Origin of the sequence: Pseudomonas laurylsulfatiphila (genome assembly GCF_002934665.1) — a bacterium.
GTDB lineage: Bacteria > Pseudomonadota > Gammaproteobacteria > Pseudomonadales > Pseudomonadaceae > Aquipseudomonas > Aquipseudomonas laurylsulfatiphila.
This window is the reverse complement of record NZ_NIRS01000004.1, coordinates 438169-463747: the sequence shown is the minus strand read 5'-3', so window position 1 is coordinate 463747 and position 25579 is coordinate 438169. Positions and strand designations below refer to the sequence as shown.

General features: G+C 61.0%; 17 protein-coding genes. 8 read left to right on the top strand and 9 right to left on the bottom strand.

Features of this window, described 5'->3' with window-relative positions; genetic code table 11:
• Positions 1 to 117 precede the first annotated feature (117 nt).
• Entirely contained in the window at positions 118 to 693 is a 576-nt protein-coding gene (locus tag CD175_RS16850; RefSeq protein ID WP_015096057.1) for an ANTAR domain-containing response regulator, read from the bottom strand.
• Between the two features lie 15 nt (positions 694 to 708).
• Complete coding sequence (locus CD175_RS16845) at positions 709 to 1920, bottom strand: CmpA/NrtA family ABC transporter substrate-binding protein (protein ID WP_104449764.1); 1212 nt, start codon at positions 1918 to 1920, stop codon at positions 709 to 711.
• Between the two features lie 227 nt (positions 1921 to 2147).
• On the opposite strand from CD175_RS16845, the gene CD175_RS16840 reads away from it, so the two are divergent.
• A complete protein-coding gene (locus CD175_RS16840) occupies positions 2148 to 3167 on the top strand; it encodes a quinone-dependent dihydroorotate dehydrogenase (RefSeq protein WP_007971491.1) in 1020 nt (339 codons plus the stop codon).
• A 216-nt stretch (positions 3168 to 3383) separates the two neighbouring features.
• Here CD175_RS16840 and rmf read toward each other — a convergent pair whose 3' ends face one another.
• Complete coding sequence (gene rmf / locus CD175_RS16835; protein ID WP_003223300.1) at positions 3384 to 3599, bottom strand: ribosome modulation factor; 216 nt, start codon at positions 3597 to 3599, stop codon at positions 3384 to 3386.
• A gap of 530 nt (positions 3600 to 4129) precedes the next feature.
• Here rmf and rlmKL point away from each other — a divergent pair.
• Both rlmKL and CD175_RS16815 read left to right on the top strand, forming a co-directional pair.
• A complete protein-coding gene (gene rlmKL, locus CD175_RS16825) occupies positions 4130 to 6400 on the top strand; it encodes a bifunctional 23S rRNA (guanine(2069)-N(7))-methyltransferase RlmK/23S rRNA (guanine(2445)-N(2))-methyltransferase RlmL (RefSeq protein WP_104449763.1) in 2271 nt (756 codons plus the stop codon).
• 200 nt (positions 6401 to 6600) lie between these two features.
• Positions 6601 to 9000, top strand: coding sequence for a sensor domain-containing diguanylate cyclase (locus CD175_RS16815; protein WP_104449761.1), 2400 nt, complete (start codon positions 6601 to 6603; stop codon positions 8998 to 9000).
• A gap of 137 nt (positions 9001 to 9137) precedes the next feature.
• Here CD175_RS16815 and dacB read toward each other — a convergent pair whose 3' ends face one another.
• Positions 9138 to 10598: a D-alanyl-D-alanine carboxypeptidase/D-alanyl-D-alanine endopeptidase gene (gene dacB, locus CD175_RS16810; RefSeq protein ID WP_104449760.1), complete on the bottom strand. Its 1461-nt coding sequence runs from the start codon at positions 10596 to 10598 to the stop codon at positions 9138 to 9140.
• Between the two features lie 234 nt (positions 10599 to 10832).
• Between dacB and CD175_RS16805 the strand changes: the two genes are divergently transcribed.
• Positions 10833 to 11177 (top strand): YggL family protein, encoded by a 345-nt coding sequence (locus CD175_RS16805; RefSeq protein ID WP_007971486.1) that lies wholly within the window; start codon positions 10833 to 10835, stop codon positions 11175 to 11177.
• A gap of 144 nt (positions 11178 to 11321) precedes the next feature.
• Here the strand turns inward: CD175_RS16805 and CD175_RS16800 are convergent, their stop codons facing one another.
• Positions 11322 to 12512, bottom strand: a complete 1191-nt coding sequence (locus CD175_RS16800; protein WP_104449759.1) for a benzoate/H(+) symporter BenE family transporter — start codon at positions 12510 to 12512, stop codon at positions 11322 to 11324.
• Positions 12513 to 12860: 348 nt separating this feature from the next.
• Here CD175_RS16800 and CD175_RS16795 point away from each other — a divergent pair, with 348 nt between their 5' ends.
• Positions 12861 to 13625 (top strand): GntR family transcriptional regulator, encoded by a 765-nt coding sequence (locus CD175_RS16795; RefSeq protein WP_008050187.1) that lies wholly within the window; start codon positions 12861 to 12863, stop codon positions 13623 to 13625.
• Positions 13626 to 13767: 142 nt separating this feature from the next.
• Here the strand turns inward: CD175_RS16795 and guaD are convergent, their stop codons facing one another.
• The 4 genes from guaD to xdhA all read right to left on the bottom strand — a co-directional run bounded on the left by guaD (position 13768) and on the right by xdhA (position 19925).
• Positions 13768 to 15072 (bottom strand): guanine deaminase, encoded by a 1305-nt coding sequence (guaD, locus tag CD175_RS16790; protein WP_104449758.1) that lies wholly within the window; start codon positions 15070 to 15072, stop codon positions 13768 to 13770.
• Between the two features lie 7 nt (positions 15073 to 15079).
• Positions 15080 to 15937, bottom strand: coding sequence for a xanthine dehydrogenase accessory protein XdhC (gene xdhC / locus CD175_RS16785; RefSeq protein ID WP_095965184.1), 858 nt, complete (start codon positions 15935 to 15937; stop codon positions 15080 to 15082).
• 141 nt (positions 15938 to 16078) lie between these two features.
• Complete coding sequence (gene xdhB / locus CD175_RS16780) at positions 16079 to 18478, bottom strand: xanthine dehydrogenase molybdopterin binding subunit (RefSeq protein ID WP_104449757.1); 2400 nt, start codon at positions 18476 to 18478, stop codon at positions 16079 to 16081.
• A complete protein-coding gene (gene xdhA / locus CD175_RS16775; RefSeq protein WP_104449756.1) occupies positions 18471 to 19925 on the bottom strand; it encodes a xanthine dehydrogenase small subunit in 1455 nt (484 codons plus the stop codon). Before xdhA ends, xdhB begins: the two co-directional genes overlap by 8 nt.
• Before the next feature lie 267 nt (positions 19926 to 20192).
• Here xdhA and CD175_RS16770 point away from each other — a divergent pair, with 267 nt between their 5' ends.
• The 3 genes from CD175_RS16770 to zipA all read left to right on the top strand — a co-directional run bounded on the left by CD175_RS16770 (position 20193) and on the right by zipA (position 25456).
• A complete protein-coding gene (locus CD175_RS16770; protein WP_104449755.1) occupies positions 20193 to 20852 on the top strand; it encodes a GntR family transcriptional regulator in 660 nt (219 codons plus the stop codon).
• A gap of 2 nt (positions 20853 to 20854) precedes the next feature.
• On the top strand, positions 20855 to 24343 hold the full coding sequence (smc, locus tag CD175_RS16765) for a chromosome segregation protein SMC (protein WP_104449754.1): 3489 nt from the start codon (positions 20855 to 20857) through the stop codon (positions 24341 to 24343).
• Between the two features lie 258 nt (positions 24344 to 24601).
• Positions 24602 to 25456, top strand: coding sequence for a cell division protein ZipA (gene zipA / locus CD175_RS16760; protein WP_102673249.1), 855 nt, complete (start codon positions 24602 to 24604; stop codon positions 25454 to 25456).
• Positions 25457 to 25579 lie beyond the last annotated feature (123 nt).

Here is a 25579-nt window from a genome sequence, read left to right as displayed (position 1 = left end):
CCAGATCTGTGCCATATCGGAAATTTGTGTAAAGCAAAAAGATCGCAGCCTTCGGCAGCTCCTACAGGGGAATGTGTGCCCCTGTAGGAGCTGCCGAAGGCTGCGATCTTTTGCTGTTCAACCCAACAATTCACTCATGGCAATAATCTGCTCTGCCACTTGAATCAGCTTCTGCTGGCGGCTCATCGCCTGGCGGCGCATCAGTGTGTAGGCCTCTTCTTCGTTACAGTCCTTCATTTTCATCAGCAGCCCTTTGGCCAGCTCGATGCGCTTGCGCTCGGCCAGTTGCTGGTCGCGGGCCTGCAGCTGGGCGCGCAAAGCCTGATCGCTTTCGAAGCGTGCCATGGCCACATCGAGAATCGGCTGCAGGCGTTGTGCGTGAATGCCTTCGACGATGTAGGCACTGACCCCGGACTTGATCGCCTGGCGCATCACATCGGGGTCATGTTCGTCGGTGAACATCACAATCGGTCGTGGCTGGTCGCGAGTGACCAGCACCACTTGCTCCATGACATCGCGGCCGGGTGACTCGGTATCGATCAGAATCACGTCCGGACGCACCGTTTCGACGCGTTCGGGCAAGTCGATGGTCAGGCCGGACTCATCGATCACTTCGAATCCGGCCTCGGTCAGGGCGGCCTTCAGGCGTCCGACTTTTTTCGCGGTGTCGTTGATCAGCAGGATACGCAGCATGTTCGTCGTCTCCTGTCAGCGGCTGGCGGATCGGTGCGAGCTGTCGCTCATGGCGTGCAGTTTGAAACTGCGGGCATAACCGGCCGGGTCCGAACCGTCCCAGATCTTGCCATCGATCAATTGACTGCTTCGCATCTCCTTGCCCAGTGCCGCGACACCTACAGCGCTGGCCGCTTCACGATACAACTCCAGTTGATGGACTTGACGGGCCACGGCGAGGTAATCCGGGTCATCGCGCAACAAGCCCCAGCGACGGAACTGGGTCATGAACCACATACCGTCGGACAGGTACGGCAGATTGACCTCGCCTTCACCATGGAAGCGCAGGGCGTGCGGGTCTTGCCAGCGATTGCCCAGGCCATCGACATAGTCGCCCAGCAGGCGCGGCTCGATGCATTCCAGCGGCGCGTCGAGGTATTGCGCTGCACTGAGCAATTGCGCAGTGCTGCGACGATTTTCGCGGCTTTCTTCGATGAAGCGGCTGGCTTCCAGAACCGCCATCACCAATACCCGCGCGGTATTGGGGTATTGCTCGACGAACGCACGGGTGCAACCGAGGACCTTTTCCGGGTGATCGGGCCAGAGGGCCTGGGTCGTGGCCAGGGTGAAACCGAGGTCCTGTTGCACGGCGCTGGCGGACCAGGGTTCGCCGACACAGAACCCGTCGATACGCCCGGCCCTCAGGTGGGCGACCATTTGCGGCGGCGGCACCACGACGCTGTCGACATCCAGCAGCGGGTGTATACCCTGGCTGGCCAGCCAGTAATACAACCACATGGCGTGGGTGCCGGTAGGAAACGTCTGGGCGAAGGTGAGTTTTGGGCGAGTTTGGTGCACGTGCCGATCCAATGCCTCAGGACTGGTCACCCCAAGCGTCTGCAAGCCGCGGGACAGATTGATGCTCTGACCGTTTTGATTCAGGCCCATCAACACCGCCATGTCGGTCGCGGCCACGCCACCGATGCCCAGGTGGACGGCGTAAATCAGGCCGTAGAGGCTATGGGCGGCATCGAGTTCGCCGCTCACCAGCTTGTCCCGCAGGTTGGCCCAGGACGATTGGCGCTTGAGGTTAAGGGTCAAGCCGTGGGGTTGGGCGAAGCCCTGGGTGGCGGCGACCACCACCGAGGCGCAGTCGCTCAGGGCCATGAAGCCGAGATTGATTTCGGTTTTTTCCGGGGCATCGCTGCCATGGACCCAAGCCAGAGGGCCGGCTGACGGTTCGTTCATCGCGCGTTCACCTTGCAAAAAAAACGTCGTCCCAGGTCCGTGCAGGGGCAGGCCGGGGACGACGCCATTGTCTTTGCACCCAATCAGACGCTGACTGGGTGCTGGTACCCGGAATGGTGCAAGGCATATGCCATTAACCGCTGATTTGAACACGCGCCTCGCTTGCCACGCCGTTGCCCGGCTATAATCGCCGCCTCAATTCGCCGCCAATCGAGTCAAATCCGCCCATGTACACCCTGGCCCGTCAGCTGTTGTTCAAACTCTCCCCGGAAACCTCCCACGATCTGTCCCTGGACCTGATCGGCGCGGGCGGGCGTCTTGGGCTCAACGGCTTGCTGTGCAAGGCTCCGGCGAAGAAGCCGGTGAATGTCATGGGCCTGGACTTCCCGAACCCGGTGGGCCTGGCCGCCGGTCTGGACAAGAACGGCGCGGCCATCGATGGATTCGCCCAACTGGGTTTCGGCTTTGTCGAAATCGGCACCATCACCCCGCGTCCGCAGCCGGGCAACCCCAAGCCTCGCCTGTTCCGTTTGCCGGAAGCCGAGGCGATCATCAATCGCATGGGCTTCAACAACCTCGGCGTCGATCACCTGCTGGCCCGCGTGGCGGCGGCAAAATACAAGGGCGTGCTGGGCATCAACATCGGCAAGAACTTCGATACGCCGGTCGAGCGTGCCGTGGACGACTACCTGATCTGCCTGGACAAAGTGTACGCTCACGCCAGCTATGTGACGGTCAACGTCAGTTCGCCGAATACGCCGGGCCTGCGCAGCCTGCAATTCGGTGACTCGCTCAAGCAGTTGCTGGCCGATCTGGCCGAGCGCCGCGCGGAGCTGGCCTTGCGTCATGGCAAGCATGTACCGCTGGCGATCAAGATCGCGCCGGACATGAGCGACGAAGAAACCGCACAGGTTGCACAAGCGCTGATCGAAACCGGAATGGATGCGGTCATTGCCACCAACACCACCCTGAGCCGCGTAGGCGTCGAAGGCATGGAACATGGCGACGAGGCCGGTGGTCTGTCTGGCGCACCGGTTCGCGACAAGAGCACCCACACCGTGAAAGTGCTGGCATCGGAGCTGGGGGGTCGCCTGCCGATCATCGCTGCCGGCGGCATTACCGAAGGCAAGCACGCCGCAGAGAAAATCACCGCAGGCGCGAGCCTGGTGCAGATTTACTCGGGGTTCATCTACAAGGGCCCGGCACTGATTCGCGAGTCCGTAGACGCCATCGCAGCCCTACGCTGATCTTGTAGGAGCTGCCGAAGGCTGCGATCTTTTGATTTTGATTTTTCAAGATCAAAAGATCGCAGCCTTCGGCAGCTCCTACACGGGAAAATTGCGTTTCATAAAAAAGGGCCCCTTTAAAGGAGCCCCTGGGCCGCAGCCCGCCGTCCGGATGGGACGTGCGTGGTTAATTCAGTACAAAATCAGATTGTCGTGTCGGAGTGTTGTGCCCTGTAATTAGCCGACGGCGTGAAGTTCGTTGAGTCTGTGGATTCCCGCAGTGCCGGTCATACCGTCCCAGTTGTCGCCGCGTCCTTCTCGCCAGCCATTGATCCAGGCTTGGCGTACCGACGGTAGAGTAAATGGGCAAAGCTCACGGGATTTGCCACCAACGCCATATTGATATCCGCGCAAAAATGCTCTTTCCAACGGATCACGCTTAAGTCTTCTCATAGGGTGTTGCCCTCACTTGTTGACTGTATTTATCGCGTTGACCTCTATTGAGGTCTGGCAGAAAAACTCTGCCGTTGGGGGCTCGTTGCCGGCGTGACGAGCCAAGGTGTTGGCGTCATTGCGGCGCCAACCTGAGTTGAGTTCTAACCAATGCGTCACATCGAGGGAATGATCGTTTTGTCATAAGGACGTAACCATTCATGTGTTAAGGCCATAAGTAACAGAGTGTTTGTAGCGTATTTATTAGCCAAACCCCGGTATGATCGGCCCTGCGCTGGATGATGGGCTTAATCCTTTAGTGAGAATGGCTCCCGTTGCCGGGAGGCACTATTCGACGAAGGGTCGACTTATGACATTTCATTGCATCAACTTTTTTATCTGTCCTTGCATCTAAGCTCATTTAACCCGAGCAGCAGGGGTGGAACGGCACACCTTCGTGCCACGCGGGCGCTCTTCGAGAAAAGCGCCTGATTGAAAACCGGACCGGCAATGCGTTGCCCGGTCACTCAGCTAAAGGTTCTGGAATTCCCATGTCCGATCGTTTCGAACTCTTCCTCACTTGCCCAAAAGGCCTTGAAGGCCTGCTCATCGAGGAAGCCGTCGGGCTTGGCCTTGAGGAAGCGCGGGAGCACACCTCTGCCGTGCGCGGCATGGCCACCATGGAAACCGCTTATCGCCTGTGCCTGTGGTCACGCCTGGCGAACCGCGTGCTGCTGGTGCTCAAGCGTTTCCCGATGAAGGACGCCGAAGACCTGTACCACGGCGTGCTGGACATCGAGTGGCAAGACCACATGCTCAACGACGGCACCCTGGCCGTCGAATTCAGCGGCCATGGCTCGGGTATCGACAACACCCACTTCGGCGCGCTGAAGGTCAAGGACGCCATCGTCGACAAACTGCGGACCCCGCAAGGCGACCGTCCGTCCATCGACAAGCTCAATCCGGACCTGCGCATTCACCTGCGCCTGGACCGCGGCGAAGCCATTCTGTCCCTCGACCTGTCCGGCCACAGCCTGCACCAGCGCGGCTATCGCCTGCAGCAAGGTGCGGCACCGCTGAAGGAAAACCTCGCGGCCGCCATCCTGATCCGTTCCGGCTGGCCACGTATCGCGGCCGAAGGCGGCGCGCTGGCCGACCCGATGTGCGGTGTCGGTACGTTCCTGGTGGAAGCGGCGATGATCGCCGCCGACATCGCGCCGAACCTGCGTCGCGAGCAGTGGGGCTTCACTGCCTGGCTCGGTCACGTCCCGGCGTTGTGGAAAAAACTCCACGAAGAAGCGTCCGAGCGCGCCGCGGCCGGCCTGGCCAGGACACCGCTGTGGATCCGCGGCTACGAAGCCGATCCGCGCCTGATTCAACCGGGTCGCAACAACGTCGAGCGGGCCGGCCTGAGCGAGTGGATCAAGATCTACCAGGGTGAAGTCGCGACGTTCGAGCCGCGCCCGGACCAGAACCAGAAAGGCCTGGTGATCTGCAACCCTCCGTACGGCGAGCGTCTGGGCGACGAGGCGAGCCTGCTCTACCTCTACCAGAACCTCGGCGAACGCCTGCGTCAGGCCTGCCTGAACTGGGAAGCGGCGGTGTTCACCGGCGCGCCGGACCTGGGCAAGCGCATGGGCATCCGCAGCCACAAGCAGTATTCGTTCTGGAACGGCGCCTTGCCGTGCAAGCTGCTGCTGATCAAGGTGCTGCCGGATCAGTTCGTCACCGGCGAGCGTCGTACGCCGGAACAGCGCCAGGTCGAGCGTGAGCAAGCCGCCTACGATCAGACGCCGAACGAACCGCAGGAACGCAAGTTCAACAAAAACGGCAACCCGATCAAACCGACGCCGGCACCGGCTCCGGTGGTCGAGCAGCCGCGCCTGAGCGAAGGCGGGCAGATGTTCGCCAACCGCCTGCAAAAGAACCTCAAGGCCCTGGGCAAGTGGGTCAAGCGTGAAGGCATCGACTGCTACCGCGTGTACGATGCCGACATGCCGGAATATTCCATGGCCATCGACCTGTATCACGATTGGGTCCATGTTCAGGAGTACGCCGCGCCGAAATCCATCGATCCGGAAAAAGCGTCGGCCCGCATGTTCGATGCCCTGGCAGCCATCCCGCAGGCGCTGAACATCGACAAGAACCGCGTGGTGGTCAAGCGCCGCGAGCGTCAGAGCGGCACTAAACAGTACGAACGTCAGGCGGCGCAGGGCAAGTTTGTCGAGGTCAATGAAGGCGGTGTGAAGTTGCTGGTGAACCTCACCGACTACCTCGACACCGGTCTGTTCCTCGACCATCGGCCGATGCGCATGCGTATCCAGAAAGAGGCGGCCGGCAAACGCTTCCTCAATCTGTTCTGCTACACCGCAACGGCCAGCGTGCATGCGGCCAAGGGCGGCGCGCGCAGCACCACCAGTGTCGACCTGTCGAAAACCTATCTGGACTGGGCGCGTCGCAACCTGTCGCTGAACGGTTTTTCCGACAAGAACCGCCTGGAGCAGGGCGATGTGATGGCGTGGCTCGAAGCCAGTCGTGACGAGTACGACCTGATCTTCATCGACCCGCCGACGTTCTCCAACTCCAAGCGCATGGAAGGCGTGTTCGACGTGCAGCGCGACCAGGTGCAACTGATCGATCTGGCCATGGCGCGCCTGGCACCCGGTGGCGTGTTGTACTTCTCCAACAACTTCCGCAAGTTCGAACTGGAGGCCAATCTCGGCGAGCGTTATGCGGTCGAAGACATCACTGCCCAGACCCTCGATCCGGATTTTGCGCGCAACGCCAAGATCCATCGCGCCTGGAAAATCATGGCGCGTTGATGGTTGCCCCCTGTAGGAGCGAGCCTGCTCGCGATGGTCGACAACGATAACGCGGGCTGTCTGAAAGCACGCGGTGTTCTTGAGTCCATCGCGAGCAGGCTCGCTCCTACAGTGCTGGTCAAATTAGTGGCTAATAGCTATAACTCAACTCAGGGCCAAAGGGCTTTCCCGCACCTGGCGTTTGTTTTGAGTTGCGTTTTATGTCGTTGCACGCCGTGCGCCCCAAGATCCTGGGTTTAATCAGCGAAGATGCCTCGGCCTGGCTGGTCGCGCTGCTGGTATTGTTGATCGGCGGGGTGCTCACCGGGTTGCTGGCGTGGTCGACGCTGAATCTGTTTCACCATCAATTGCGGCAACGCTTTCAACTGCTGGCCAGTGAGCGTTACAGCCGTATCGAAGAACGTTTCGAAGATCAGGAGCAGCGCCTCGACGGCCTGCGCCGGTTTTTCACCAATTCCGGTTCAGTGTCCCGAGCGGAATTCGACGGCTACACCCAACCTTTGCTGCTGCGAACCCAGGCGTATTCCTATGCCCAGCGGATCACTCGTGACGAGCGGACGGCGTTCGAGCGACGGGTGCGAGACGAGGGCTTGAACAGCTTCACCCTGAGAGAACTCAACGCTGACGGCCAATTGCAACTGGCCGGCGAGCGAGATGAGTACGTGGCGGTGCTGTATAGCCAGACGCAAAGCAAACTCGGTTCTCCCCTCGGCTACGACTTGCTGGCCCAGCCGCTGCGGCGTGCCACGCTCGAACGGGCCGATCAGCATGGCGGCATGGCGGTATCACAACCGATGCATCTGGTGAGTATCGAACCGGCTTATGCGCGCGGCGTGCTGCTGGTCGCGCCGGTCACGCAGCGCACCGGACAGGACCACACAGCCACGAAGCCCTACGGGTATGTGATGGCTGTGATCAGCATGCGCCAGTTGCTGGCGGACGGACTGCCGGAAGCGAGTCGCGACTATCTCTCGGTACGCATCCTCGATTTGTCGACCGACGACCAGCACGAAGTGCTGTTCGAGTCGCCCAATCCGCCAGCCGTCAGCGAGCTGTCGGCCACGCGCCTGTTGCGCATGGCCGACCATGACTATCAGGTCGATATCCAGCCCAGCGACGCGTTCGTGCAGGCCAACCATTCCTCCGTGACCAGTCTGGTCGTGTTGGGTGGTTTGCTCAGCCTGTTGCTCAGCGCCTTGCTCTATGTGCTGGTCAGTCAGCGGCAGCGGGCGTTGAGACTGGTCGATCAGCGTACCCAGGAGCTGCGTGACCGGGAACAGGAACTGCGTGGCACCCATGGTCAGTTGCGTGGCGTGCTGAATGCCGCCACCCAGGTTGCGATCATCGCCACCGACCTGCGCGGCGTCATCAGCACCTTCAACGCCGGTGCCGAGCAGATGCTCGGCTATAGCAGTGCCGAAGTGGTCGGCCATATGACCCTGGAGAACCTGCACCTGCCCCGGGAGCTGGCCGGTCGCTCGGCCGAGTTGAGCGCGCGCTATGGCAAGCCGGTGCCGACTTGCCAGGCGATGCTGGTGGAAAGCGACGTGGAGGGCGGTCACGAGGCGCGGGAGTGGACCCTGGTGCGCGGCGATGGCAGCCATCTGATGGTCAACATGCTCGCCACGCCGGTGCTCGACGAGCAAGGCCTGTGGGTCGGGCACCTGGCGGTGTGCATCGACATCACCGAACGCAAACGGGTCCATGAAGCGCTTGCGGCGCGGGACCTGCTGTTGAAAAAGCTCAGCGCCCACGTGCCCGGTGGCATCTACCAGTTCAAGATGGAATTCGACGGGCGCTTCAGCGTGATCTATGCCAGCGACGGCATTCGCGATATCTACGAGCTGGGGCCCGACGTACTGCTGCTCAATGCCGAAGCGATCTTCACCCGGATTCACCCCCAGGACGCTACCCGCGTCCGCGCCTCGATCCGCGCCTCGGCCGAAACCCTCAGCCCCTGGCGCGAGGAGTACCGCGTGCAACTGCCGCAACGCGGGGTGCGTTGGGTTCGCGGTGAAGCCACTCCGGAGGAGTTGCCTGGTGGCGGCGTGCTCTGGCACGGCTACATCTCGGACATTTCCGATATGAAGCGGGTGGAAGAAGAATTGCGCGCGTTGTCGGTCACCGATTCGCTGACCGGCATCCACAACCGGCGTTATTTCCAGGAGCGACTGACCACCGAAATGGCCCGGGTGGAGCGGGGCGGTGGGGATTTGTCGGTGATCATGCTCGACATCGACCATTTCAAGCGCATCAATGACCTGCATGGCCACGCCATCGGTGACCGGGTGTTGCAGGCAGTGTGCGAACGGATCGGCCACCGGCTGCGTCGCACCGATGTGTTCTGCCGCCTGGGCGGTGAGGAATTCATGGTGTTGTGCCCGGATATCGGCGGCGAACATGCCTATGTGCTGGCCCAGCAATTGTGGCAGAGCCTGCGCAGTTCACCCATTGAAGGCGTTGGTACGGTCACCGCCAGTTTCGGGATTGCCAGTTGGCGGACCGGAGAGGGCGCCGATGCCTTGCTGTTGCGCGCGGACTCGGGGGTTTATGCGGCGAAACAGGCAGGGCGAGACCGGGTAGAAGAGGAGATGAATTAACCTGGGTTGTACGCTGACCCTGTAGGAGCGAGCTTGCTCGCGATGGATTCGAGAGCGCCGCGTACATCCAGTATGTCCGCGTTATCGTTATCGACCATCGCGAGCAAGCTCGCTCCTACAAAGGGCAGAACGGTGCTTTACAACACCGAAGCCGTCTGCGGCGCTTTCGGTTGGCGGTACAGGTCGAGCAGCACCTGATCCAGCACCGACGAGGCGCCGAACGGGGCCTTGTCGTTGAGGATCGCCACCACCGCCCAGGTGTTGCCGTTGACGTCGCGACTGAAGCCGGCAATCGCCCGTACGGTGTTCAGCGTGCCGGTCTTGACGTGGGCTTCACCGCGCATCGCCGTGGTCTTCAGGCGTTTGCGCATGGTGCCGTCGGTGCCGGCAATCGGCATCGAACTGATGTACTCGGCGGCATACGGGCTGTGCCACGCCGCTTCGAGCATCGAGGCCATTTCCCGGGCGCTGACGCGCTCGGCGCGGGACAGGCCGGAGCCGTTCTCCATCACCAGGTGCGGCGCGGTGATGCCCTTTTTCGCCAGCCACTGACGCACGACACGCTGGGCAGCCTTGGCGTCGTCACCATCGGCATCGGTGCGGAAACGTTGGCCCAGGCTCAGGAACAACTGCTGGGCCATGGTGTTGTTACTGTACTTGTTGATGTCGCGGATGATTTCCGCCAGGTCCGGCGAGAACGCCCGGGCCAGAACCTTGGCGTCTTTAGGGGTTGGCGCCAGCACATCCTTGCCCTGGATGCTGCCACCCAGTTCCTTCCAGATCGCGCGGACGGCGCCGGCGGTGTAGGTCGCGTGGTCGAGCAGCGACAGGTAAGTCTGCGAGCTGCAGCCTTCACCCAATTGACCGCCGACGGTAACGGTCACGGTGCCATCGGCTTGCGCCACCGGGTTGTAACGCACGCCACCGGTGCATTGCTTGGAATTGAGGGCCTTGACCTGGTTGTCGATGCGGATGCTCGCAATCGGCGGCTCCACCGAGACCAGTACCTTGCCCGAGTCATTGCGCGCAACGAAGCGCAGCGCCTTGAGGTTGACCAGCAGCGAATCGGGTTTGACCAGGAACGGCTTGTTCTCGTCGTTGCCGTCGTCATTGAACTCCGGCAGTTGCGGTTGCACGAAGAAGGTTTTATCCAGCACCAGGTCGCCGGTGACCTGGGTGACACCGTTGGCACGCAGGTCGCGCATCAGCAGCCAGAGTTTTTCCATGTTCAGCTTCGGATCGCCGCCACCCTTGAGGTAGAGGTTGCCATTGAGGATGCCGCCACTGAGGGTGCCGTCGGTATAGAACTCGGTTTTCCACTGGTGGTTCGGGCCGAGCATTTCCAGGGCTGCGTAGGTGGTGACCAGTTTCATGGTCGACGCCGGGTTGACCGAGACGTCGGCGTTGAACACCGTCGGGGTGCCGGGGCCGGTGAGCGGGATCATCACCAGCGACAGGGCGTTGTCCTGCAATTTGCTGGCTTTCAGGGCTTTTTCAACGTTGGGCGACAGCGCAGTATTGACCGGAGCTGCAGAAACGGGGAGGGCCAGGGGGAGAAGAAAACCGGCCAATAGCAATGGACGCAAAGATTTGATCATCTGAAATAAAACCCTACAGCCGAGGGGAAAAAAGATGAGGGCATGAAGATAAATTCCCTCAATGGTCATGAAAGTGTCGGCATTATGCCCCAAGGTGCCACGACTTGTGCCGTGCGAGGGCTGTCTGATCGGCTATTTTTTTACCGGCGGTAGGCGTGGTGGCCCAGAGAGTCAGGCAATCGGCGCCTTAAACTGCTAAAGTGCCGCCCGTTATTACTTAAGAGGATTGTTCCAATGGCGACTAACCGTTCCCAGCGTCTGCGCAAAAAACTGTGCGTCGATGAATTTCAAGAGCTGGGTTTCGAACTGAACCTGGATTTCAAAGAAGATTTGGCTGATGAAGCCATTGATGCTTTCCTCGATGCGTTCCTCAAAGAAGCCATGGAAGCCAACGGCCTGGGTTATGTTGGCGGCGACGACTACGGTCTGGTTTGCCTGCAGAAGCGTGGCTCGGTCAGCGCTGAACAGCGCGCTGCCGTTGAAGCCTGGCTCAAAGGCCGCACCGAGCTGACCAGCGTTGAAGTCAGCCCGCTGCTGGACGTCTGGTACCCGGAAAAGCCGATCAATCCGGTAGCTTGATGTTCTGAAAAAAACGGCGACCCAAGGGTCGCCGTTTTTTTTTGCGACGATCAAAAGATCGCAGCCTCGTTTCACTCGACAGCTCCTACAGATGTACGCATATGCTTGTGTAGGAGCTGCCGAAGGCTGCGATCTTTTGCTTTTTCAGGCCTTGCGCCAATTCAGAATCAGCAGCGTCACCACCCCCGCGACAATCCCCCAGAACGCCGAACCGATGGAAAACAGCGTCAGCCCCGATGCCGTGACCATGAAGGTGATGAGCGCCGCTTCACGTTCCTTCACTTCGCTCATGGCGATGCTCAAGCCGTTGATGATCGAGCCGAACAGCGCCAGTGCGGCAATCGACAGCACCAATTCCTTGGGCAGTGCGGCAAACAATGCCGCGAGTGTCGCGCCGAACACGCCGGCGATCCCGTAGAAAATCCCGCACCAGACGGCGGCGGTGTAGCGTTTGTTGCGATCTTCATGGGCGTGCGGACCGGTGCAGATCGCCGCGCTGATCGCCGCCAGGTTGATCCCGTGAGAACCGAAGGGTGCCAGCAGCAAACTGGCGATGCCGGTGGTGGTGATCAGCGGCGAGGCTGGCACGGTGTAGCCATCGGCGCGCAATACGGCGATCCCGGGCATGTTCTGTGAGGTCATGGCGACGACAAACAGCGGGATGCCGATGCTGATGGTCGCCGCCAGGGAGAATTGCGGTGTGGTCCAGACCGGCGTGGCGACCTCCAGGTGAAAACCGCTGAAGTCCAGCAGCCCCATGAAGCCTGACAATGCCGTGCCGATCAGCAAGGCTGCCAGCACCGCATAGCGCGGCGACAGGCGCTTGACCAGCAGATAAGTGACGAACATCCCCAGTACCAGGGCCGTGCGGTGTTGCGCGGCGACGAAAATCTCGCTGCCGATCTTGAACAGGATCCCTGCCAGCAGGGCGGCGGCCAGGGATGCCGGGATTTTTTTCACCAGCCGTTCGAAGCTGCCGGTCAGCCCGCAAATCGTCACCAGCACCGCGCAGGTCATGTAGGCACCAATGGCTTCGCCGTAGCTCACGCCGCCCAGGCTGGTGATCAGCAGCGCGGCACCGGGGGTCGACCAGGCAATGGTGATCGGCGTGCGATAGCGCAGGGACAGGCCGATGGAGCACACCGCCATGCCGATGGAGATCGCCCAGATCCACGAAGAAATCTGCCCGCTGCTCAGGCCCGCCGCTTGCCCGGCCTGGAACATCAGCACCAGGGAGCTGGTGTAGCCGGTCATCATGGCGATGAACCCGGCGACGATGGCCGAGGGCGAGGTGTCGGCCAATGGGCGGAGCTGCGTGTGGGTGGCGTCGTTCATGACGGGGGTGTTCCTTATACATATGAATAGAGGTCCGCGACAACGCAACCGTCTGTAGGAGCTGGCTTGCCAGCGATGACGCCCTTGAGTCTGGCGCAAGCCTCAAGACCGAATCGCCGGCAAGCCGGCTCCTACAGGGATGCAAGCGCTGCGGATTCTGCGTTAAAGCCTAAACTCAAACGTAATGGATCGTTGCGATACAGCGGAAGTGACAAACAGCCGTACAGTCGTGTTGCCACTAAGCATTGTGTACAATTGCAGTGTTTTTTACGCGATACTTGCCAGCGACCCACTGTGCCGTATTACAGTCACGGTCAATTCGCCGCAGTTCTTCCGACTCGAGTGCCCATGAACGAACAGTTGCAACCCCTAAAGAAACAACCGCGAGCAGGCAAAGCCGGCCGCAGCGGTACCCAGGACGATATTGTCTACGCGCATATCTTCGAGGCCATCCTCGAGCAGCGTCTGGCGCCCGGCACCAAGTTGAGCGAAGAAGCGCTGGGGGAAATTTTCGGGGTCAGCCGTACCATCATTCGCCGCGCCCTGTCGCGCCTGGCCCATGAAGGCGTGGTGCTGTTGCGTCCGAATCGCGGCGCCGTGGTTGCCAGCCCGAGTGTCGAAGAGGCGCGCCAGGTGTTCATGGCCCGGCGTCTGGTCGAGCGCGCGATCACCGAGCTGGCGGTGCAACACGCCACCGCCGAGCAGATCGCCGAATTGCGCCAGATGGTCAACGACGAACGCGACAGCTTCTCCCGCGGCGACCGGGGTGCCGGCATCCGCTTGTCGGGCGAATTCCACCTGAAACTGGCTGAAGCGGCGAAAAACGCCCCGTTGATCAGCTTCCAGCGCAGTCTGGTGTCCCAGACGTCGCTGATCATCGCCCAGTACGAAAGCGGCAACCGTTCCCACTGTTCCTACGACGAGCACACCCAGTTGATCGACGCGATCGAGAAGCGCGACGCTGAACTGGCGGTGAACCTGATGATGCATCACATGGATCACATCGACAGCAAGCTCAACCTCGACGAGGAAAGTGCTTCGGATGACCTGCACGCGGTGTTCTCGCATTTGCTGCAGACCAAGAAGCCTGGCCGATCGACCGCCAAGCTTTGATAGAAAAAGATCGCAGCCTTCGGCAGCTCCTACAAGGGCATGCGTACACCTGTAGGAGCTGCCGAAGGCTGCGATCTTGTTGCAGGCAATAAAAATCCCCCGTGCTGAAAAGCAACGGGGGATTTTTTATGCCCGGAACACCTTAGCGCTGATGCACCAGATTCCCCGCCGCATACGTCTGCAACACCGTCCGGTCATCCCCCAGCGTCATCAACACAAACAACGTCTCGGCGATGTTATTGGCCTGCTTCAGGCGATAGCCCAGCAGCGGCGTAGCGTTGTAGTCCAGCACCAGGAAGTCGGCGTCGGTGCCCGGTTGCAGGGTGCCGATCTTGTCTTCCAGGCGCAGTGCGCGAGCGCCGCCGAGGGTGGCCAGGTACAGCGACTTGAACGGGCTCAGGCGCGCACCTTGCAGCTGCATCACCTTGTAGGCTTCGTTAAGGGTTTGCAGCAGCGAGAAACTGGTGCCGCCGCCGACATCGGTGCCGATGCCGACATTGAGCTTGTGCTTCTCGGCCATCGGCAGGTTGAACAGGCCGCTGCCGAGGAAGAAGTTCGAGGTCGGGCAGAACGAGATGGCCGAGCCGGTTTCTGCCAGGCGCGCGCACTCGTCATCACACAGGTGCACACCGTGGGCGAATACCGAGCGCTCGCCGAGCAACTGGTAGTGATCGTAGACGTCCAGGTAGCCCTTGCGCTCGGGGAACAGCTCCTTGACCCACTCGATTTCCTTGAGGTTTTCGCTGATGTGGGTCTGCATGTACAGATTCGGGTATTCGGTCAGCAACTGGCCGGCCAGGGTCAACTGTTCCGGGGTGCTGGTCGGTGCGAAGCGTGGGGTGACGGCGTAGTGCAGTCGACCCTTGCCGTGCCAGCGCTCGATCAGCGCCTTGCTGTCGACGTAGCTGGATTCGGCGGTGTCGGTCAGGTAGTCCGGGGCGTTGCGGTCCATCATCACCTTGCCGGCGATCATCCGCAGGTCGAGCTGCTCGGCCGCTTCGAAGAACGAGTTCACCGATTGCGGGTGCACGCTGCCGAACACCAGCGCGGTGGTGGTGCCGTTGCGCAGCAGTTCCTTGATGAAAATGTCCGCGACCTGGTCAGCGTGGGCCTTGTCGGCGAACTGGCTTTCGCACGGGAAGGTGTAGGTGTTGAGCCAGTCCAGCAATTGCTCGCCATAGGCGCCAACCATGCCGGTTTGCGGCAGGTGGATGTGGGTGTCGATGAAGCCGGGAGTGATCAGTGCGTCTTGGTAGTGGGTGATTTCGATATCCGCCGGCAGGGTCGGCAGCAGTTCGCTGGCGTGGCCCAAGGCGCTGATCTGGCCGTTATCCACAACCAGCAAGCCGTCTTCGAAATACTCGTAGGAGGCTTCGATACCGACTTCGGCTGGGTCGGCGATGCTGTGCAGGATGGCGGCGCGGTAAGCTTTGCGAGTCAGAGGCATGAGATTCTCAGTTCGAGGCTTTCAAGTTTGCGGTTTGGCTGCGGCGTGATGCGGGCAGCAGTTTGGCAATCGGTTCGGCGCTGGACGTCTGCTGGCCGAAGTTCGCGTTATAGGTGGCGATGATTTCGCCGGCGATTGAGATGGCGATTTCCACAGGCAACTTGCCTTTGACTTCACCGATGCCCATCGGGCAGCGCATGCGTTGCACGACGCTAGTGTCGAAACCGCGGTCGCGCAGGCGATGTTCGAACTTCACGCGTTTGGTCTTCGAACCGATCAGGCCGAAGTAGGCGAAGTCGTTGCGCTTGAGGATCGCCGCGGTCAGTTCGAGGTCGAGCTGGTGGTTGTGGGTCATCACGATGCAATAGCTGCCAGCGGGCAGGTCATCGATTTCATCCACCGGTTCTTCGCTGACGATCTTGCGCACGCCGTGGGGAATCTGTTCGGGGAATTCCTCTTCCCGCGAGTCGATCCAGCGCACCCGGCAAGGCAGGCTGGCCAGCAGCGGCACCAGGGCGCGGCCGACGTGGCCAGCACCGAACACGGCGATCTGCGCCTGCACCTGGCCCATCGGTTCGAACAGCAGAACGGTGGCACCGCCGCAGCACTGGCCGAGGCTGGCGCCGAGGCTGAAACGCTCCAGATGGGTGTCCTGCTTGCCGCTGGCCAGCATCTCGCGGGCGATCTTCATGGCCTTGTATTCCAGGTGTCCGCCACCGATGGTGTCGAAGGCCTGGTTCGCGCTGATGACCATTTTCGAGCCAGCGTTGCGCGGCGTGGAGCCGAGCTCTTCGATGATGGTCACCAGCACGCAGGGCTCACCCCGGTTTTGCAGGTCGGCGAGGGCGTCGATCCAGTTGTACATGTCTCACCTCGACATCTGTGTGTCTGTTAGTCCGCCATCGCTGGCAAGCCAGCTCCCACAGTGTTTTGTGGTGCCCACAGAATTTGGATTCCACATAAATCCTGTGGGAGCTGGCTTGCCAGCGATAGGCGCACCCCGGTCTTAGAGCGAAGCCAACTCGGTCTCCGCCTCGACAGCCTTAGCCGCCTTCAACTGGCGCATCTGCTCACAGCCCCACAACACCCGCTCCGGGGTCGCCGGTGCGTCGATTTTCGGTTGATGTTTGTAGTCGCCCAGGCTCGCCACGGCGTCCTTGATGGCACACCACGACGCGATGCCGAGCATGAACGGCGGCTCGCCCACGGCCTTGGAATGGAACACCGTGTCTTCCGGGTTCTTGCGGTTTTCCACCAGTTTCACCCGCAGGTCCAGCGGCATGTCCGCCACGGCCGGGATCTTGTAGCTGGCCGGGCCGTTGGTCATCAGCTTGCCCTTGTTGTTCCACACCAGCTCTTCCATGGTCAGCCAGCCCATGCCCTGAATGAAACCGCCCTCGACCTGACCGATGTCGATGGCCGGGTTCAGCGAGGCGCCGACGTCGTGGAGGATGTCGGTGCGCAGCATCTTGTATTCGCCGGTCAGGGTGTCGACCAGCACTTCGCAGCACGCCGCGCCAAAGGCGAAGTAGTAGAACGGCCGGCCACGGGCCTGGCTGCGGTCGTAGTAGATTTTCGGGGTCTTGTAGAAGCCGGTGCTCGACAGCGACACCTGGGCGAAGTACGCCTGCTGGATCAACGCTTCGAACGTCAGGATGTGATCGCGGACCCGCACGTGGCCGTTGTGGAACTCCACGTCTTCTTCGCTGACCTTGTACTGGCGCGCGGCAAATTCCACCAGGCGCTTCTTGATGGTTTCGGCGGCGTTCTGCGCAGCCTTGCCGTTCAGGTCGGCACCGCTGGATGCGGCGGTCGGCGAGGTGTTCGGCACCTTGTCGGTGTTGGTCGCGGTGATCTGCACGCGGTCCATTTCCACCTGGAACACTTCGGCTACGACCTGCGCGACCTTGGTGTTCAGGCCCTGGCCCATTTCGGTGCCGCCGTGGTTCAGGTGGATGCTGCCGTCGGTGTAGACGTGCACCAGGGCACCGGCCTGGTTGAGGAAGCTGGCAGTGAACGAAATACCGAATTTCACCGGGGTCAGCGCCAGGCCTTTTTTCAGGATCGGGCTGTTGGCGTTGTAGCGACGGATCGCCTCGCGACGCTCGGCGTACTGGCTGCTTTCTTCCAGTTCGGCGGTCATCTCCTCGAGCATGTTGTGCTCGACGGTCTGGTAGTAGTGGGTGACGTTGCGCTCGGTCTTGCCGTAGTAGTTGGCCTTGCGCACGGCCAGTGGATCGAGGGCCAGATGGCGGGAGATGGCGTCCATCACTTCTTCGATGGCGACCATGCCCTGCGGGCCGCCGAAACCACGGTAGGCGGTGTTCGACGCGGTGTTGGTCTTGCAGCGGTGACCGTTGATGGTCGCGTCACCCAGGTAATACGAGTTGTCCGAGTGGAACATCGCGCGATCGACGATCGACGCCGACAGGTCAGGCGAACAACCGCAGTTGCCGGCCAGTTCCAGGTTGATGCCGTGCAGGCGGCCGGTGCTGTCGAAGCCGACGTCGTACTCGACATAGAAGGGGTGACGCTTGCCGGTCATCAGCATGTCTTCGACCCGCGGCAGACGCATCTTGGTCGGTTGGCCGGTGAGGTGCGCGATCACCGCGCACAGGCACGCCGGGCTGGCCGCCTGGGTTTCCTTGCCACCGAAACCGCCGCCCATGCGGCGCATGTCGACGACGATCTTGTTCATCGACACGTCCAGGACTTCGGCCACCAGTTTCTGCACTTCGGTGGGGTTCTGCGTGGAGCAGTAGACGATCATGCCGCCGTCTTCGGTCGGCATCACCGAAGAGATCTGGGTTTCCAGGTAGAAGTGTTCCTGGCCGCCGATGTGCAGGGTGCCCTGGATGCGGTGCTCGGCAGTGGCCAGCGCCGTGGCCGAATCGCCGCGCTTGTGGGTGTGGCTGTCGAGTACGAAGTGGCGCTTGCGCAGGGCTTCGACCACGTCCAGCACAGGTTCCAGATCTTCGTATTCGATGATCGCGGCCATCGCTGCTTTACGCGCGGTTTCCAGATCTCGCGCGGCAACGGCGACCACCGGTTGACCGACGAACTGCACGGTGTCGATCGCCAGCAGCGGATCGCCCGGCAACAACGGACCGATGTCCTTCAGGCCCGGCACGTCTTCGTGGGTGATGGCGATGCGCACGCCTTCGAAGGCGTAGCAGGGCGAGGTGTCGATGCTGATGATGCGGGCGTGGGCGCGGTCCGACATGCGCGCATAAACGTGCAACTGGTTCGGGAATTCCAGGCGATCGTCGATGTACTGCGCTTCACCGGCGACATGCTTGGCGGCGCTGTCGTGCTTGACGGCGCGGCCGACACCGGTGGTCAGGTCCTTGGCGAACAGTTCAGCCAATTCGGCTTGGGTCTTCTCTACGGCGTGATGATTAGACATAAGCGGTCACCCGGGTCTCGATGTGCGGTGTTTGCAGTTCGATGAAGTATTTGCGCAGCAGGTTCTGCGCGCTGAGCAGGCGATATTCCTTGCTGGCGCGGAAGTCCGAGAGCGGCGTGAAGTCTTCGCCCAGGGCGGCGCAGGCGCGTTCAACGGTGGCGTTATTGAATGGCGCGCCGAGCAGCGCGGCTTCGCAGGCAGCGGCGCGTTTCGGGATCGCGGCCATGCCGCCGAAAGCGACGCGGGCTTCAGCGACCACGCCGTTTTCCAGGCGAATGTTGAAGGCCGCACACACGGCGGAAATGTCGTCGTCCAGGCGCTTGGAGACCTTGTAGGCGCGGAACAGTTTTTCGACGCTGGCGCGGGGCACGATGATCTTTTCGATGAACTCGCTTTCCTGGCGCGCCGTGACGCGGTAATCGATGAAGTAATCTTCCAGCGCCAGGGTGCGGCGGGTTTCGCCTTTGCACAGGACGATTTGCGCGCCGAGGGCGATCAGCAGGGGCGGCGAGTCACCAATCGGCGAGGCGTTGCCGATGTTGCCGCCCAGGGTGCCCTGGTTGCGGATCTGCAGGGACGCGAAACGATGCAGCAATTCACCGAAGTCCGGGTACTCGGCGTTCAGGGCTTCGTAGCAATCGGAAAGGGCGGTGGCGGCGCCGATTTCCAGGCGATCGTCAAAGCGCTCGATGCGTTTCATCTCGGCGACGTTGCCGACGTAGATCATCACCGGCAGGGTGCGGTGGAACTGCGTGACCTCCAGCGCCAGGTCGGTGCCGCCGGCCAGCAGGCGGGCCTGTGGATAAGCGTCGTAGAGGTCGGCCAGGTCGGCCACGGTCAGTGGCACCAGGCAACGTTTGTCGCCGCTGTTGAGTTCGCCGATATCGGTTGGGGCAATGGCTTTCAGGCGCGCGATGGTATCGGCCTCGCGGGCGTCGAACTGGTCCGGCTGCTTGCCGCAGCAAGACTGCTCGGCGGCTTCCAGGATCGGCCGGTAACCGGTGCAGCGGCAGAGATTGCCGGCCAATGCTTCGTGGGCCTTGGCATGATCCGGTGCATCGCTGTTCTTTTGCAGGGCAAACAGCGACATCACGAAGCCGGGGGTGCAGAAGCCGCATTGCGAGCCGTGGCACTCGACCATGGCTTTCTGCACGCTGTGCAGTTCACCTTTGTGCTTGAGGTCTTCAACGCTGATCAGTTGTTTGCCGTGCAGGGACGATACGAAGGTCAGGCACGAGTTGAGGCTGCGATAGCGAATGTGTTCGCGGCCGTCGTCATCGGTCTGCAATTCGCCGACGACCACTGTGCAGGCGCCGCAGTCACCGCTGGCGCAGCCTTCTTTGGTGCCGGGTTTGCCCACATGGTCGCGCAGATAATTGAGCACGGTCAGGTTCGGGTCCAGGGCGTGCTCGCTACGGAGTTCCTGGTTTAGTAAAAACTGGATCACGGAAGGCCTCGCAGACTCATTATTGTTGTTAACCGATAGGAACCGAATTTAGCAGGTCTGACTTTTCGGTCAATGATTTTCTGACTTAAAGGTCAGGAAATTGCATTTTGTCGATTAACCACCTGTTCCTTAATTATTGTCGTTGGTTCGATAGCCTGCTTTTTTGCTTGAATCGTGCCAAAAACCTCCGGGCGGGCACTCCGCCCTGACGCAGCAATTGCGCTACACTGCGCCGCTTGTACAGATCAAAGAGTTTGAAGGACAACCATGACGTTCAAGGCGCCGGACAGCCTCGCCGAGCAAATCGCTCACCACCTCGCCGAACGCATCATTCGCGGCGAAATGAAGCCGGGAGAGCGCATCCAGGAACAGAAGGTTACGCTGGCCCTCAATGTCAGCCGTGGTTCAGTCCGCGAGGCTTTGCTTATCCTTGAGCGTCGGCACCTGATCGCGATCCTGCCGCGACGTGGCGCCCACGTCACCGAGCTCACGCCGCACAAGGTGCAGAGCCTGTGCACGCTGATGAGCGAGATGTACATCCTGCTGGCCAACTCCGTAGCCAGTGGCTGGAAAGTCCAGGCCGACCTGGCGCCGTTCGTGCAAATCCAGCAGCGCCTGACCGCCAGTTACGAGCGCCAGGACATCCATACCTTCGTCGACGACAGTTTCAATGTGATGCGCGCCACGTATGGGTTTGCCAACAACCCGTACCTGCAGGAAACCGTCGAGAATCTGCAGCCGGCCATGAGTCGTGCCTATTTCCTTGCCCTGGAGCAGCGCAAGGCGTCGATGAGCGAGTTCCTTGAGCTGTTCGAACGCTTGCTCGCGGCCGTGATCGCCCGTGACTTTGCGCAGATTCGCGTGGTGCTTACGGCTTACGCCCAGCGCAGCTGCGATCTGGTGATCTCCGCCCTGACGGACGCCTGAGCGTGCGGCTCAAGTGCATCAAGCTGGCGGGGTTCAAATCCTTCGTCGACCCGACCACGGTGAACTTCCCCAGCAACATGGCGGCGGTGGTCGGACCCAATGGCTGCGGCAAATCGAACATCATCGACGCCGTTCGCTGGGTAATGGGTGAAAGTTCGGCGAAGAACCTCCGTGGCGAGTCGATGACCGACGTCATCTTCAACGGCTCCACCAGCCGCAAGCCGGTGAGCCAGGCGAGCATCGAACTGGTGTTCGATAACTCCGACGGCACCCTGCTCGGCGAATATGCGGCCTACGCGGAAATTTCCATTCGCCGCAAAGTGACGCGCGACAGCCAGACCACCTATTACCTCAATGGCACCAAGTGCCGGCGTCGTGATATCACCGACATCTTCCTCGGCACCGGCCTTGGCCCGCGCAGCTACTCGATCATCGAGCAGGGGATGATCTCCAAACTGATCGAGTCCAAGCCCGAAGACCTGCGCAACTTCATCGAAGAAGCGGCGGGCATCTCCAAGTACAAGGAGCGCCGGCGCGAGACCGAAAACCGCATCCGTCGTACCCACGAGAACCTGGAGCGCCTGACCGACCTGCGCGAAGAGTTGACGCGTCAGCTCGAGCGCTTGCATCGCCAGGCCGAGGCCGCCAAGAAGTATCAGGAATACAAGGGCGAGGAGCGTCAACTCAAGGCGCAGCTGTCGGCCCTGCGCTGGCAGGCGTTGAACGATCAGGTCGGCCAGCGTGAAGCGATCATCGGCAACCAGGAAGTTTCCTTCGAAGCCCTGGTGGCCGAACAGCGCAACGCCGACGCGAGCATTGAGCGCCTGCGTGACGGGCACCACGACCTGTCGGAACGCTTCAATCTGGTGCAAGGGCGCTTCTATTCGGTCGGCGGTGACATTGCCCGGGTCGAGCAGAGCATCCAGCATGGCCAGCAACGCTTGCGGCAATTGCAGGACGACCTGAAGGAAGCCGAGCGCGCACGCCTGGAAACCGAATCCCACCTCGGCCATGACCGCACGCTGCTGCTGACCCTGGGCGAAGAGCTGGACATGCTGACCCCGGAACAGGAAGTCACCAGCGCCGCCGCCGAAGAGGCTGCCGCCGCGCTGGAAGACTCCGAAACCACCATGCATGGCTGGCAGGAGCAGTGGGATACGTTCAACCTCACCGCCGCCGAACCGCGGCGTCAGGCCGAAGTGCAGCAATCGCGGATCCAGCAACTGGAAACCAGCCTGGAGCGCCTGGCCGATCGCCAGAAACGTCTGGGCGAAGAACGCGTCTTGCTCTCGGCAGACCCGGAAGACGCGGCGATCATGGAGCTCAGCGAGCAACTTGCCGAGTCCGAGGCGACCCTCGAAGATTTGCAGACCAGTGAAGAGGCTCAGGTCGAAAAGCTCGAGCAACTGCGCCAGCAATTACAGCAAACGCTGACGGCGCAACAACAGGCCCAAGGCGATTTGCAGCGACTCAACGGTCGACTGGCTTCGCTCGAAGCCTTGCAGCAAGCCGCGCTTGATCCGGGCACCGGCACCGCTGAATGGCTGCGCGAACAGAACCTGGCGAATCGGCCGCGCCTGGCCGAAGGCCTGAAGGTCGAGGCCGGTTGGGAGCTGGCGGTGGAAACCGTGCTCGGCGCCGACCTGCAGGCGGTGCTGGTGGACGATTTCAACGATTTCGATTTGTCGGGCTTTGCCCAGGGCGACTTGCGCTTGCTCAGCCCGACCAGCGATGGCGTACGGGTGCCGGGCAGCTTGCTGGACAAGGTCGAGGCGCAGATCGATCTGTCGCCATGGCTGGGGCAGGTCAAGCCGGTCGACAGCCTTGAGCAGGCCTTGGCCTTGCGCGGGCAATTGGCTGCCGGGCAGAGCCTGATCAGCCGTGACGGTTACTGGGTCGGTCGGCATTTTCTGCGCGTGCGTCGGGCCAGTGAGGCGGAAAGCGGTGTACTCGCCCGTGGTCAGGAAATCCAGCAATTAGGCCTTGAGCGCGAAGAGCGCGAAGCCGCCGTCGAAACCCTGGAAACCCAACTGCAAAATCTCAGGGCGCAGCAGCGTCAGCAGGAAAACGGCCGCGAGCATTTGCGCCGTTTGCTGCAAGACGAAGCCCGCCAGCAAGGCGAATTGAAAGCCCAGTTGTCGGCCGGAAAAGCCAAGGCCGAGCAATTGACCCTGCGCCGTACTCGCCTCGACGAAGAACTCACCGAGCTGGATGAACAGCGCGCGCTGGAGCACGAAAACATCGGTGAAGCGCGCCTGCAACTGCAGGTAGCCCTCGACAGCATGGCGCTGGACACCGAGCAGCGCGAGTTGCTGCTGGCCCAGCGCGACAGTTTGCGCGAGCGCCTGGATCGGGTGCGGCAGGAAGCGCGGCAACACAAGGATCATGCCCATCAGTTGGCGGTGCGCCTGGGGTCGCTCAAGGCGCAGCACGATTCGACTCGCCAGGCGCTGGAGCGTCTGGAGATGCAGTCCGAGCGCCTGACCGAAAAGCGCGAACAACTGAGCCTCAATCTGGAGGAGGGCGAAGCCCCCCTGGAAGAACTGCGCCTGAAACTCGAGGAGTTGCTCGACAAGCGCATGACCGTCGACGAGGAACTCAAGACCGCGCAGATCGCCCTCGAAGACGCCGACCGCGAATTGCGCGACGCCGAAAAGCGCCGCAGCCAGGCCGAACAGCAATCCCAGTTGATTCGCAGCCAGCTCGAAACCCAGCGCATGGAATGGCAAGCCCTGACCGTGCGCCGCAAGACTTTGCAGGACCAGTTGCTGGAAGACGGCTACGATCTCAACGGCGTACTCGCGACATTGACCGCCGAGGCCAGCGAGAAGGAAGCCGAGGAAGAACTCGAGCGCATCGCCGCGAGGATCCAGCGTCTGGGCGCGATCAACCTGGCGGCCATCGATGAGTACCAGCAACAATCGGAGCGTAAGCGTTATCTGGATGCCCAGGACGCCGATTTGGTGGAAGCGCTTGAAACCCTTGAGAACGTGATTCGCAAGATCGACAAGGAAACCCGCAACCGCTTCAAGGATACCTTTGATCAGATCAATGGCGGTTTACAGGCGCTTTTCCCAAAAGTTTTCGGTGGAGGTCGCGCGTATTTGGAACTGACGGGCGAAGATCTACTCGATACAGGGGTGACAATCATGGCGCAGCCGCCTGGAAAGAAGAACAGCACCATCCATTTGCTCTCCGGTGGCGAAAAAGCCCTGACCGCATTGGCCCTGGTTTTTGCGATCTTCAAGTTGAATCCGGCGCCGTTCTGCATGCTCGATGAAGTTGACGCGCCACTGGATGACGCTAACGTTGGACGCTACGCAAAATTGGTAAAAGAGATGTCGCAGTCAGTGCAGTTCATCTATATCACCCACAACAAGATCGCCATGGAAATGGCCGATCAACTGATGGGGGTGACGATGCACGAACCCGGTTGTTCACGTCTGGTGGCAGTGGATGTCGAGGAGGCGATGGCGATGGTGGATGCCTGAGTCGCGGTTGCAGGAAGGCGTGTTTATGAGTTGTAGGACTCTTTTCCTCGCTTCGACTTGCTGGCCAATCGACATATTCGCGCTAGCCAAGGTGGTAGACGGTGTAAAGTTACCTTTGGTCGTGCTAGTTTAATGTCAATTTTTCGTATACGTGGGCAAAACGCCTGTCAGAACATAGAGTTGGCGCCACGTTTTAAAGCGGTTTACAGCTTGTAAACCCCTTATTTTTCAGCATTTTTTATAGAGGCACGGGATTACATGGAAATCGGTCTGCGCGAGTGGCTGATCGTCATCGGCATTATTGTCATTGCCGGTATTCTTTTTGATGGCTGGCGCCGTATGCGCGGCGGCAAGGGAAAACTGAAATTCCGCCTTGACCGAAGTCTGTCCAACCTGCCGGACGAGGACAGCAGCGCCGAGCTGCTGGGCCCGCCGCGCGTGCTGGACACGCATAAAGAGCCTCAGCTGGACGAGCAGGATCTGCCGTCGGTGAGCATGCCGGCCCGCGAGCCTCGTGAATCGGGCTCCAAGCGCGGCAAGCGTGGACACAGCGAGCCTTCCCAGGGCGACATGAACCTCAGTCTGGATCTGGATGGCGGCCCGAGCTTCAGCAGCCGCGACGACGATTTCCCGGATGACACCAAGTCCTCGCCAGCGCACGGCGAAAAAGATCAGCCGCAAGCTGAAGAGGTGCTGGTGATCAGCGTGATCTGCCGCGACGCTGCCGGCTTCAAGGGCCCGGCGCTGTTGCAGAACATTCTGGAAAGCGGCCTGCGTTTCGGCGAGATGGATATTTTTCACCGTCACGAAAGCATGGCGGGCAACGGCGAGGTGCTGTTCTCCATGGCTAACGCCGTCAAGCCGGGCGTATTCGACCTGGACGACATCGACCACTTCAGCACCCCGGCGGTGAGCTTCTTCCTGGGGCTGCCAGGCCCTCGCCATCCGAAGCAAGCTTTCGACGTGATGGTGGCCGCGGCGCGTAAATTGTCCCAGGAGCTCAACGGCGAACTGAAGGACGACCAGCGCAGCGTACTGACTGCCCAGACGATCGAGCACTACCGTCAGCGCATCGTCGAATTCGAACGCCGCGCCCTGACCCAGAAGCGATAAAGGCAAAAGATCGCAGCCTCGCTACGCTCGACAACTCCTACAGAGGCCACAATTTCTGTTGGAACTGTGTAGGAGCTGTCGAGCGAAGCGAGACTGCGATCTTTTGAACATGATGAAATAGGA